This is a genomic window from Methylobacterium sp. CCH5-D2, assembly GCF_001556475.1.
GTDB classification, from domain to species: Bacteria; Pseudomonadota; Alphaproteobacteria; order Rhizobiales; family Beijerinckiaceae; genus Methylobacterium; species Methylobacterium hispanicum.
Genome location: NZ_LSIX01000656.1, coordinates 1 through 11195, shown reverse-complemented (window position 1 = coordinate 11195; position 11195 = coordinate 1). Strand labels below are relative to the sequence as shown.

Sequence of the window (11195 nt, the reverse complement as noted above, 5' to 3'; positions counted from 1 at the left end):
AGTGGATGCTGCGCCACCCCGCCATGCGGGCGGTCGCGGTCGAGGCGCGGGCCGAGCGCGCCGCGCGTATCCGGCGCAACGCCGACGATTTCGGTGTGCCGGGCCTCGACGTGGTGGAGGGCACGGCGCCGGAGGCGCTGGCCGGCCTCGCCCCCCCGGACGCGGTCTTCATCGGCGGCGGCGTTTCGGACCCTGGCGTGATCGCGGCGGCCTGTGCGGCGCTGCGGCCGGGTGGGCGCTGCGTCGCCAACGCGGTCACGCTGGAGGGCGAGGCGTCCCTGCTCGCGGCGTTCCGCGAGCGCGGGGGCGCACTGCGCCGCCTCGCAATCTCCCGCGCCGATCCGGTCGGCGGGATGCATGGCTGGCGCTCCGCCATGCCGGTGACCCAGTGGGTCTGGACGTGCTCGTGATCGCGGGTGTCGGGTTCCGGGCCGGCACGGGCGCGGCAGAGATCGCCGGGCTGATTCGCCGGGCACTGTCCGAAGCCGGCCTGGAGCCGGGCGCGCTCGCCGGCATCGCCACGGCCGCCGACCGCGCGGGGATGCCGGCGCTCCGCGAGGCGGCCACCGCTTTCGGGCTCGTCCCGCACGGGGTCGAAGCCGACGCCCTGGTGGCCGCGGATGCGCGCGTGTTCACCCGCTCGGAGCGCCTGCAAGCCCTGCGCGGCGTCGGCTCGCTGGCTGAGGCCGCCGCCCTCGCGGCCGCGGGGCCGGAGGCGGCGCTCGCCCTCCCCCGCATCGCCAGCCCCGGTGCCACCTGCGCGCTCGCAGGGTACGCGGGAGGCCTGTAGAAGACCTCATGACCGTCCACTTCATCGGCGCCGGACCGGGCGCGGCCGACCTCATCACCGTGCGGGGGCGCGACCGCATCGCCGCCTGTCCGGTCTGCCTCTACGCGGGCTCGCTCGTCGCGCCCGAGATCCTGGCCTGGTGCCCGCCGGGCGCCCGCATCGTCGACACCGCGCCCCTCGACCTCGACGCCATCGTGGCCGAGATCGAGGCCGCGCACGCGAGAGGCCAGGACGTCGCGCGGCTGCATTCCGGCGACCTCGCGATCTGGAGCGCGCTGGCCGAGCAGATGCGCCGGCTCGACCGGCTCGGCATCCCCTACACGGTGACGCCGGGCGTGCCCGCCTTCTCGGCCGCCGCCGCGGCGCTGCGGCGGGAACTCACCGTGCCGGGCCTCGCCCAATCGGTGGTGCTGACCCGCTCCTCGGGCCGCGCGAGCGCGATGCCCGAGCGCGAGCGGCTCGCGGCCTTCGCGGCCACCGGCGCGACGCTCGCCCTCCACCTGTCGATCCACGTGGTGGAGAAGCTCGTGGCCGAGGTGACGCCGTTCTACGGCGCGGACTGCCCGGCCGCGATCGTCTACCGCGCCTCCTGGCCCGACGAGCGGGTGCTCACCGGCACGCTGGCCACCATCACCGGACAGGCGGCCGAGGCGGGCTTGGAGCGGCAGGCGCTGATCCTCGTCGGCCCGGCCCTCGACCCGCACGAGTTCCGCGAGAGCGCCCTCTACGCCGCCGATTACGACCGGCGCTTCCGGCCCGGCGGCGCGGTGGCGGCCGAGGGTGCGCGATGAGCGTTCCCGGCCTCCTCGTCGCCGCGCCGCGCTCCAGCTCCGGCAAGACCACCGTCGCGCTGGCGCTGATGCGTGCGCTTGCCCGGCGCGGTCTGCGGGTCCGCGGCGCCAAGTGCGGGCCGGACTACATCGATCCCGCCTTCCACCGGGCCGCGACCGGGCATCCGAGCTTCAACCTCGACAGCTTCGCGATGGGCCCCGCTCTCCTCGACGCGGTGGCGGGGCACGCGGCCGCCGGGGCCGACCTCGTGGTGGCGGAGGGCTCGATGGGCCTGTTCGACGGGGTGCGGGCCGCCCCCAGCCGGACGGGGGCCAACGCCGACATCGCGGCGCGCTACGGCTGGCCGGTGCTGCTCGTGCTCGACGTCTCGGGGGCGGCCCAGTCGGCGGCCGCGGTGGCGCTCGGCTGCGCCACCTACGACCCGAGCCTGCGCGTCGCCGGCGTTGTGCTCAACAAGGTCGCGAGCCCGCGCCACCGCCGCCTCGTCGAGGCGGGGCTCGAACGGGTCGGGATCCCGGTCCTCGGCGCGCTCGCCCGCGACGCGGGCCTCGTCCTGCCCGAACGCCATCTCGGCCTCGTCCAGGCCGGCGAGACCGCCGACCTCGAGGCCCGCCTCGACCGCTTGGCTGACCTCGCCGAGGCCGGACTCGACCTGGACGCGATCCTGGCCTGCGCGGCCGGTGCGGCGCCCTCCGCCGCGGGCGCCCTACCCCCGCCCCCGGGCCAGCGCATCGCGGTGGCGAGCGACGCCGCCTTCAGCTTCCTCTACCCCCATCAGGAGGCGGGCTGGCGGGCGGCCGGTGCCGAGATCGTGCCGTTCTCTCCGCTGGCCGACGAGGCCCCGCCGGCCGATTGCGACGTCTGCTGGCTGCCGGGCGGCTATCCCGAACTCCATGCCGGCCGGCTCGCCGCGGCGGAGCGTTTCCGCGCCGGCCTCCGAGCCTTCGCGGCGGAGAAGCCCGTCCACGGCGAGTGCGGCGGCTACATGGTTCTGGGCGAGAGCCTGGAGGATGCGGACGGGGTGGCCCACCGCATGGCCGGTCTTCTGGCGGTAGCGACGAGCTATGCCCGGCGTCGCCTGCATCTCGGCTATCGCGTCGCGCATCTGGTGGCCGACGGGGTGCTGGGTCCGGCCGGCACCCGTCTCGTCGGGCACGAGTTCCACTACGCGGGCGAGATGACCGCGGCGCCCGACGAATCGGTCGCGCTGGCGCGCGTGACGGACGCGGAGGGCACGGATCTCGGCTTCGCCGGGCACCGCAGCGGCCAAGTCACCGGCAGCTTCTTCCACCTGATCGCGGCCGAGCCGGCCTGAGGGCGGACTAGGATTCGGGGTTCTCCGCGCCCGCCTCGGCCTTGGCCTGCGAGAGGCGGGCGGCGGCGCGCACGATGGAGAGCACGTCGCGGCGGACCTGGTCGTCCTGGATCGAGGCGTAGGCGCGCAGCAACTCGATCGCCCCGTGCGCGCTGAGGAAGCCGAACACGTCCTCCTGCGGTCCCTCGGTCTGGCCCTCGTCCTCGAAGAAGGCCGAGACCGGCACCTCGAGCAGGCGGGCGATCTCGCGCAGGCGCCCGGCGCCGACACGGTTCTGGCCCTTCTCGTACTTCTGAACCTGCTGAAATGTCACGCCGACCGCGTTGCCGAGGGCCGTCTGGCTGAGGCCGCGCGCCTTCCGCAACGCGGTGATGCGAATGCCGACGAGGCGGTCCACGTCGGTCGTTTGCTTCGGCATCATCGGACCAGAACCACCCTCTTCACGTTGCCGCCCGCGCCAGCCCGCCGCCGCCCGATGCCCCGACACCCTTCCGGGGCCGAGATCTCCGCGCCGCCGTCCGGGATACGCCGGAGACCTCACCCCTCGGGTGCGCGTCGTGCGAGTTCTCAGCCGGCCGCCCGACAGCACATCCCGTTCATATGCTCAAGTTGCGCAAAATGTCCATCTCCACCGTGCGGCCGGAGGAAGGTCTCCCGCGCGCGAAATGCTGAGTCCGCGGTTGACTCCCGCTGCCGCGGGCCTGAACCCTCGCGCTCACGCGCACCAGAACGGAGATGCGGATGTTTATTGCCATGAACCGCTTCAGGGTGGTCAAGGATTCGACGGCCGAGTTCGAGCAGGTGTGGCTGGGACGCGACAGCCACCTCGGCGAGATGGCGGGCTTCGTGGAGTTCCACCTGCTGCGCGGCCCGGAAGCCGAGGACCACGTCCTCTACGCCTCGCACACCATCTGGCGCTCGCGGGCCGATTTCGAGGCCTGGACGCGCTCCGAGCAGTTCCGCAAGGCGCACGGCCGCGTGCCCTCGACCAAGCCGCTCTATCTCGGCCACCCGCAATTCGAGGGTTTCGAGACGATCCAGACGGTCGCCCGCCCCGCCACGCCGGACGAGGCCGCGGCCTGAGGCGCCCGGTGCCCGGTCGCCTCAGGCGGCCGGGCGCAGGCGCGGCAGGAAGACCGCGAGCAGGCCGATCAGCGGCAGGTAGGCGCAGAGCCCGTAGACGAACGCGATGCCGGTCCGGTCCGCGACCTCGCCGAGCACGGCCGCCCCGAGGCCGCCCATGCCGAAGGCGAAGCCGAAGAACAGCCCTCCGACGAGCCCGATCCGCCCGGGCAGCAATTCCTGCGCGAAGACCAGGATCGCGGGCATCGCCGAGGCCAGGATCAGGCCGATCGGCACGGTGAGCGCCACCGTCCAGCCGAGGCCGACATGGGGCAGTGCCAGCGCGAAGGGCAGCACGCCCAGGATCGAGCCCCAGATCACCGGCTTGCGGCCGATGCGGTCGCCGATCGGGCCGCCGAGGATCGTGCCGGCCGCGACCGAGCCGAGGAAGACGAACAGGTAGAGCTGCGACTGCACCACCGAGACGCCGAAGCGGTCGATCAGGTAGAATGTGTAGTAGGATGAGAAGCTCGCCATGTAGAAATACTTGGAGAAGATCAGCGCGAGCAGGACCGCGACGCTCGTGCCCACCCTCAGCCGCGTCAGGCCGTTCTCCGCGCCGCCGCCCGCCCGGGGCCGCGCCACCGCCGTCCGCAGGCGCGCCCGGTACCAGCGCCCGACCGCCGAGAGCACCGCGATGCCCGCGAGCGCGGCCAGCGTGAACCAGGCCACGCTCGCCTGGCCGTGCGGCACCACGAGCGCCGCCGCGAGCAGCGGTCCGAGCGCCGTGCCGGCGTTGCCGCCCACCTGGAACATCGACTGCGCGAGGCCGTAGCGCCCGCCCGCTGCCAGCCGGGCGACGCGCGAGGCCTCCGGGTGGAACACCGCCGACCCGATCCCGATCAGCCCGGCGGCGAGGAGGAGCGCGGGGTAGGCCGAGGCTGTGGCGAGCGCGACGAGGCCGACCAGCGACATCGTCATGCCGCCCGCCAGCGAGAAGGGCAGCGGCCGGCGGTCGGTGTAGAGCCCCACCACCGGCTGCAGGATCGAGGCCGTCACCTGGAACACGAAGGTGATCAGGCCGACCTGCCCGAAATCCAGGGCGAAGCGGGCCTTGAGCAGCGGGTAGATCGCCGGCAGCAGCGACTGCACGAGGTCGTTGAGCAGGTGCGACAGGCTGAGCCCGGCCAGGATCGCCAGGGCCGGTCCGGACGCCGGATCCCGGGCGGTCGCGGCCCCGGCGGCCGCCGGCCGCTCGCCCGCGGGCAGCGCGCCCGCAACCTCGATGCCCTGTCCGCTCATCGCCGCATCCGTCCCGGCGCGTCCCGAGACCTCGCCGTCGCAGGACCGTCGCACGGTCCGGAAAACCGATCCCTAGCGCAGGCGGGGGGCGCCCGGCAGTGCTGCGGGTGACGAAGTGGCCCGCGTGCCGCGCCGGCACCGACGCGGCGGGCGCGGAGCTTGCGGACAAGCGGCGGTGCGACGTCGCGGACGCATGAACCTGTCCCGTTTCAGGACATTTCTCCGACCAGAACGGACCGATGGCCCAGCAGATGTTCCAAGATCGGCCTCCTCGGATCTACCGCGCCCTCCCCGAACCGGGTGCGCGCCGGACCGTCTGGGCGGCGTTGCTGCCGCGGCGCCGACGCGCGCTCGCGCGGCTCGGCGTCCCGCTCGCGGCGGCCTGCGTCGATCTGGCGGTGATCGTCGGCGTGACGCTGCTCCTCGAATACGCCTACGCCTACACGATGGAGGTCGGACCCCCGGCCTCCCCCCACCTGCGGGCGTGGCGCCTCGCGGGTCTGCTCGCCCTCGTGGTCCTCTGTGCCAACACCCTGCGGGGCAGCTACACGATCGAGACCCTGCTCGACCGCCGGCCCCAGCTCCAGCGCACGGCCTCGCTCTGGCTCGCCGCCTGGGGCGCCGTGCTGGTGGTGGGCTTCGTCACCAAGACCACGACCGACTTCTCGCGCGCGGTGGCGGCCGGGACCTTCGTGCTCGGACTGCCGGCACTGATGCTCGGCCGTGCCCTCACGGTCCGGCTGGTGCGCCGCCTCGCCCGGCCGGGCTCGTCCTCGCTCGTGCGGATCCATCTCGTCGGCTACGAGGAGGACATCGCCCGCTTCTACGCGGGCAACGCCGCGGACGCCCTGGGATTGCGGGTGATCGGCACGAGCTACCTGCGCGCTCCCGCGCCGGAGGCCGACCCCGCCGCGCGCCAGGCTCAGCTGGACGAGGATCTCGAACTCGCCGTCTCCGTGGTGCGCTTCCTGCGGCCCGACGACGTGTTCATCCTCGTGCCCTGGGCCTCCACCGCCGAGGTCGAGCGCTGCATCGACGCGTTCCTGCGCGTGCCGGCCGCCCTGCACCTGCGGCCCGGCACCGTGCTCGACCGCTTCCCCGACATGCAGGTCTCGCGGATCGGACGGCTGTCCGGGATCAATGTCGGGCGCCGCCCGCTCAACCTCGCCGAGGTGGCGCTGAAGCGCGGCTTCGATCTCGCGGTGTCGCTCGTCGCGCTGGCGCTGCTGGCCCCGCTCCTCGGCGTCGTCGCCGTCCTGATCCGGCTCGACACGCCCGGTCCGGTCTTCTTCCGGCAGAAGCGCTACGGCTTCAACCAGCAGCCCTTCTGGGTCTTCAAGTTCCGCAGCATGCGGGCCGAGGCCGACGCGGCCTTCCGGCAGGCGACCCGGAACGACGCGCGCGTCACCCGGGTCGGCGCCTTCCTGCGCCGCACCAACCTCGACGAACTGCCCCAGCTCCTCAATGTCCTGAAGGGGGACATGTCCCTCGTCGGCCCGCGCCCGCACGCGCTGGCGCACGACCGCAGCTTCGAGCGGCGCATCGCCCTCTACGCCCGGCGCCACAACGTGCGGCCCGGCATCACCGGCTGGGCCCAGGTCAACGGCCTGCGCGGCGAGACGCTGACCGACGCCGACATGGAGGCCCGGGTCGCCCACGACCTGCACTACATCGACAATTGGTCGCTCTGGTTCGACATCCGGATCATCCTCCGCACGGTGGTCTCGCCCCGCGCCTACGACAACGCATTCTGACCCGTCCGCGGGCCGGCGGCGACCTCAGGTTCCGGGCCGCGATTTGACAACACGGGCCCCGTGAACCACTTGTCCCGCCGCGAGGCCCCATCCCGCCCAGGGGCCGGCCATCCGCACAATCCGTCCGACCCGTCGCGGTGGCTCCGTCGAGAGGCTGATCCGTCCATGAAAGTCGTCGTCGTCGAGTCGCCGGCCAAAGCCAAGACGATCAACAAGTATCTCGGCCGCGACTACGAGGTGCTGGCCTCCTTCGGCCATATCCGCGACCTGCCGGCCAAGGACGGATCGGTCGATCCGGAGGCCGACTTCCAGATGGTCTGGGAGCTGGAGGACCGCGGCTCGAAGCGCGTCTCGGAGATCGCCAAGGCAGTCAAGGGCGCCGAGAAGCTGATCCTGGCGACCGACCCGGACCGCGAGGGCGAGGCGATCTCCTGGCACGTGCTGGAGGCGCTGACCGCCCGCAAGGCGCTGAAAGGCATCCCGGTCGAGCGCGTCACCTTCAACGCGATCACGAAGGACTCGGTCGAGCAGGCGATGCGGCGGCCCCGCGCGATCGACCAGGCGCTGGTCGATGCCTATCTGGCCCGTCGCGCGCTCGACTATCTGGTCGGCTTCAACCTCTCGCCGGTGCTCTGGCGCAAGCTCCCGGGCGCCCGCTCGGCGGGCCGCGTGCAGTCGGTGGCGCTGCGCCTCGTCACCGAGCGCGAGGTCGAGATCGAGACGTTCCGCCCACGCGAGTACTGGTCGCTGGTGGCCACCCTCGCGACCGACAAGGGCGGCGTGTTCGACGCGCGGCTCGTGGGCGCCGACGGCCGGCGCATCCAGCGCCTCGACGTCGGCACGGGCGAGGAGGCGGCGGCCTTCCGCCGCGACCTCGAACTCGCGACCTTCCGGGTCGCCGCCGTCGAGGCCAAGCCCGCCAAGCGCCATCCGCAGCCGCCCTTCACAACCTCGACGCTGCAGCAGGAAGCCTCGCGCAAGCTCGGGCTCGCCCCGGCCCAGACCATGCGGGTCGCCCAGCGGCTCTACGAGGGCGTCGATATCGGCGGCGAGACCGTCGGCATCATCACCTATATGCGGACCGACGGCGTCGACATGGCGCCCGAGGCCATCCAGGATGCGCGCGCGGTGATCGGGCGCGAGTTCGGCGACGCCTATGTGCCGGGCGCGCCGCGCAAGTACACGGTCAAGGCCAAGAACGCGCAGGAGGCCCACGAGGCCGTGCGCCCGACAGACATGGGCCTGCTGCCCAAGCAGATCGCCCGCCACCTCGAGCCCGAGCAGGCCAAGCTCTACGAGCTGATCTGGACCCGCACCGTGGCGAGCCAGATGGAGTCGGCCGAGCTGGAGCGCACCACCGTCGATGTCGAGGCGAGCGTCGGCCCGCGCAGGCTCGATCTGCGCGCGACCGGCCAGGTGGTGAAGTTCGACGGCTTCCTCACCCTCTACCAGGAGGGCAAGGACGACGAGGAGGACGAGGAGTCGAAGCGCCTGCCGATGATGCGGGCGAACGATGCGCTCACCCGCGAGCGCATCACCGCGACCCAGCACTTCACCGAGCCGCCGCCGCGCTACTCGGAGGCCAGCCTCGTCAAGCGCATGGAGGAGCTCGGCATCGGCCGACCCTCGACCTACGCCGCCGTGCTCCAGACGCTGCGCGACCGTGAGTACGTGCGCATCGAGAAGAAGCGCCTCGTGCCCGAGGACAAGGGACGGCTCGTCACCGGATTCCTGGAAAGCTTCTTCAAGCGCTACGTCGAGTACGACTTCACCGCCGACCTCGAGGGCCAGCTCGACCGGGTCTCGAACGCCGAGATCGATTGGCGGGCGGTGCTGCGCGACTTCTGGCGCGACTTCTCCGCCGCGATCGGCAACACGAAGGAACTGCGCGTCACCGACGTGCTGGAGGCGCTGAACGGGCTGCTCGGCGCCCACATCTTCCCCGAGAAGGCGGACGGCTCGAACCCGCGCGCCTGCCCGACCTGCGGCTCGGGCCAACTCTCGCTGAAGCTCGGCAAGTTCGGGGCCTTCGTGGGCTGCTCGAACTACCCCGAGTGCAAGTACACCCGCCAGCTCTCGGCCTCGGGGCTCGACGGCGAGGGCGAGGGCTCCTCCGCGGACGGCGGCCAGCCGGGCGTGCGGGTGCTGGGCGACGACCCGGCCACCGGCCTGCCGGTGAGCCTGCGCGACGGCCGCTTCGGGCCCTTCGTGCAGCTCGGCGAGGCCTCGACCGAGAAGGGCGCCGAGAAGCCGAAGCGCTCCTCGCTGCCCAAGGGCCTCGCGCCCTCGGCGGTCGATCTGGAGAAGGCGCTGCGGCTGCTGGCGCTTCCCCGCGAGGTGGCGCGCCATCCCGAGACGGGCGAGCCGATCCTGGCCAATCTCGGCCGCTTCGGGCCCTACGTGCAGCACGGCAAGACCTACGCGAATCTCGGGCGTGACGACGACGTCCTGGAGATCGGGGCGAACCGCGCCATCGACCTCATCGTGGCCAAGGAGCAGGGCGGCGGGCGCGGCCGGCCGGCCGCCGACCCTGGCCGTCCGCTCGGCAAGGACGAGGCGAGCGGGCGCGAGCTCGTCGTCAAGGCCGGCAAGTACGGCCCCTACGTGACGGACGGCGAGGTGAACGCCACCCTGCCGAAGACCGCGAGCGCCGAGGCGCTGACGCTGGAAGAGGGCATCGCCCTCGTCAAGGCGCGGCGGGAGGCGGGCGGCGGGAAGCCCGCGCGCGGCGGCCGCAAGACGGCGGCCAAGCCCACCCGGAAGGCGGCGGCGAGGAAGGCGGACGGGGACGGCGAGGCCGCACCCGCCGGGAAGGCAGGGGCCAAGGCAGGGGCCAAGGCGGGCACGAAGGCGCGCGCCAAGGCCGCGGCGAAGCCGGCTGCCAAGGCTGCCGGGGCGAGCGTCGCCAAGACGGTCAAGACGACCAAGACGGTCAAGACGACCAAGGCGGCCAAGACGACGGCCGGATCGGATCCGGCCTAGCGCCGCGCGACACCCTGACCGAGCGGTCTCGCCCGGACGCGTGTGCCGGGGCGAACGGGACGGCGAACCGTTTCGGGTCCGGCGACGTTTCGCATCCGACCGAATCGCAGAGGGGGTCGCGTGATCAAGAGGTTCTGTCTCGCCCTGGCCTTCGCGGGCGGGCTCATGGCGTCCGCCCCGGCCTCCGCCATGACGCTGCCGACGGCCGCCGGTCTCGCGGGCGCCGCCGACAGCGCCATCGTCGAGGTTCGCTGGCGGCGGCACTGGCGGCGCCATCACCGCCACCGCTGGCACAGGCACCACCATCGCCGCTGGCACCACCACCGGCGCCATCGCCACGCGCTGAACCATCACCGACCGCTGCGCTTCAGCGTCGGCCGGGCTCCGGTCACGCGGGCCCAGCCCTGGCGCGACCCGGTGCGCCCCGTTGCAGGCGGCCGTCTGACGCCGCGGCTCGACTGAGCGCCCGGGTCCCCGCTCTCGCCACGGGCGTCGGCCACGCTACCTCCCCGTGCGACACCGCGAACGAGGCGGATGAACCAGACAGGGAGAAGCCCGATGCCGCTCGAGAGATACACGCACGGCGCGCCGCACCACGATGCGGCCACCGAGGGCGCGATCCGCTTTCCGATGACGAACGGACAGCGCGTGATCGCCTGCGAGATCGAGGCGGAGGTGTTGCGCCAGCAGTTCGGCGACGACGGGGGCGACCCGCTCGACGTGTTCCTGCGGCACAGGGCGGCGATCGAGGCCGCGGCGAGCCGGGCCTATGACCGCGGCAGCTTCCCGAACGACCTGATGGAGCTGACCGCGAACGATTTCGCGCCGGGCGCCTGAGCGCGGTTGCCGTGCCGGTGGAGGCCGCGCGCCTCCACCGGCCCGTCCCCCGGCCTCAGGCGAGGTAGCCGCTGCCGAACTGGGCTACGCTGATGCCGGCGAGTTCGACGGAACCGCCGCCCGACAGGAGGAGCAGGGCGTTCCCGCCCGCGGCGGAGCCGAGCGTGTAGGTCTGGCCCGAGAGGCTGAGGCGGTCCCCCTGGCTGCCGTCGAAGCCGAGGATCAGGTCGCGCCCGGAATTCGCGCCGAACACGAAGCGGTCCGCTCCGAGATTGCCCACGAGCACGTCGTCGCCCGCATTGCCGAAGAGCACGTCGTCGCCCTGGCCGCCGTAGAGCGCGTCGTCGCCGAAGTTCCCGTA

At 73.1% G+C, this 11195-nt stretch carries 10 protein-coding genes and 2 pseudogenes; 9 read left to right on the top strand and 3 right to left on the bottom strand.

Annotation, left to right across the window (positions count from 1 at the left end):
- The 4 genes and pseudogenes from AX737_RS34560 to AX737_RS17405 form a co-directional block, all read left to right on the top strand.
- A pseudogene (locus tag AX737_RS34560) lies at positions 1-410 on the top strand (cobalamin biosynthesis bifunctional protein CbiET); the annotation flags it as partial.
- On the top strand, positions 407-790 hold the full coding sequence (locus AX737_RS17415; protein WP_348626806.1) for a cobalamin biosynthesis protein: 384 nt from the start codon (positions 407-409) through the stop codon (positions 788-790). The pseudogene AX737_RS34560 and the gene AX737_RS17415, both read left to right, overlap by 4 nt.
- 8 nt (positions 791-798) lie before the next feature.
- On the top strand, positions 799-1581 hold the full coding sequence (cobM, locus tag AX737_RS17410) for a precorrin-4 C(11)-methyltransferase (RefSeq protein ID WP_066923639.1): 783 nt from the start codon (positions 799-801) through the stop codon (positions 1579-1581).
- On the top strand, positions 1578-2897 hold the full coding sequence (locus AX737_RS17405) for a cobyrinate a,c-diamide synthase (protein WP_066923637.1): 1320 nt from the start codon (positions 1578-1580) through the stop codon (positions 2895-2897). The genes cobM and AX737_RS17405 overlap by 4 nt, the downstream gene beginning before the upstream one ends.
- Positions 2898-2904: 7 nt before the next feature.
- Here AX737_RS17405 and AX737_RS17400 read toward each other — a convergent pair whose 3' ends face one another.
- Positions 2905-3318 carry a helix-turn-helix transcriptional regulator gene (locus tag AX737_RS17400; protein ID WP_066923635.1) on the bottom strand — a complete coding sequence of 138 codons (414 nt, stop codon included), beginning with the start codon at positions 3316-3318 and terminating at the stop codon, positions 2905-2907.
- A 320-nt stretch (positions 3319-3638) separates the two neighbouring features.
- Between AX737_RS17400 and AX737_RS17395 the strand changes: the two genes are divergently transcribed.
- On the top strand, positions 3639-3980 hold the full coding sequence (locus AX737_RS17395) for an antibiotic biosynthesis monooxygenase (RefSeq protein ID WP_066923632.1): 342 nt from the start codon (positions 3639-3641) through the stop codon (positions 3978-3980).
- A gap of 21 nt (positions 3981-4001) precedes the next feature.
- Here the strand turns inward: AX737_RS17395 and AX737_RS17390 are convergent, their stop codons facing one another.
- Positions 4002-5261, bottom strand: coding sequence for an MFS transporter (locus tag AX737_RS17390; protein WP_066923630.1), 1260 nt, complete (start codon positions 5259-5261; stop codon positions 4002-4004).
- Between the two features lie 251 nt (positions 5262-5512).
- Here AX737_RS17390 and AX737_RS17385 point away from each other — a divergent pair, with 251 nt between their 5' ends.
- From AX737_RS17385 to AX737_RS17370, 4 genes are all read left to right on the top strand, one after another.
- Entirely contained in the window at positions 5513-7015 is a 1503-nt protein-coding gene (locus tag AX737_RS17385) for an undecaprenyl-phosphate glucose phosphotransferase (RefSeq protein ID WP_066923645.1), read from the top strand.
- 165 nt (positions 7016-7180) lie between these two features.
- The gene (gene topA / locus AX737_RS17380; protein ID WP_066923628.1) at positions 7181-9997 is read left to right on the top strand and encodes a type I DNA topoisomerase; all 2817 of its coding nucleotides are present in this window, start codon (positions 7181-7183) and stop codon (positions 9995-9997) included.
- Between the two features lie 120 nt (positions 9998-10117).
- Positions 10118-10459, top strand: coding sequence for a hypothetical protein (locus AX737_RS34555; RefSeq protein ID WP_197430618.1), 342 nt, complete (start codon positions 10118-10120; stop codon positions 10457-10459).
- A gap of 96 nt (positions 10460-10555) precedes the next feature.
- Positions 10556-10834: a DUF1488 family protein gene (locus AX737_RS17370; protein ID WP_066923626.1), complete on the top strand. Its 279-nt coding sequence runs from the start codon at positions 10556-10558 to the stop codon at positions 10832-10834.
- Between the two features lie 55 nt (positions 10835-10889).
- Here AX737_RS17370 and AX737_RS37270 read toward each other — a convergent pair.
- Positions 10890-11195, bottom strand: a pseudogene (locus AX737_RS37270) (calcium-binding protein); the annotation flags it as partial.

Bases quoted from the DNA above. Each gene is read 5' to 3' on its own strand.
- cobM (WP_066923639.1), top strand. From the start codon at position 799: ATGACCGTCCACTTCATCGGCGCCGGACCGGGCGCGGCCGACCTCATC.
- AX737_RS17405 (WP_066923637.1), top strand. From the start codon at position 1,578: ATGAGCGTTCCCGGCCTCCTCGTCGCCGCGCCGCGCTCCAGCTCCGGC.
- AX737_RS17400 (WP_066923635.1), bottom strand. From the start codon at position 3,318: ATGATGCCGAAGCAAACGACCGACGTGGACCGCCTCGTCGGCATTCGC.
- AX737_RS17395 (WP_066923632.1), top strand. From the start codon at position 3,639: ATGTTTATTGCCATGAACCGCTTCAGGGTGGTCAAGGATTCGACGGCC.
- AX737_RS17390 (WP_066923630.1), bottom strand. From the start codon at position 5,261: ATGAGCGGACAGGGCATCGAGGTTGCGGGCGCGCTGCCCGCGGGCGAG.
- AX737_RS17385 (WP_066923645.1), top strand. From the start codon at position 5,513: ATGTTCCAAGATCGGCCTCCTCGGATCTACCGCGCCCTCCCCGAACCG.
- topA (WP_066923628.1), top strand. From the start codon at position 7,181: ATGAAAGTCGTCGTCGTCGAGTCGCCGGCCAAAGCCAAGACGATCAAC.
- AX737_RS17370 (WP_066923626.1), top strand. From the start codon at position 10,556: ATGCCGCTCGAGAGATACACGCACGGCGCGCCGCACCACGATGCGGCC.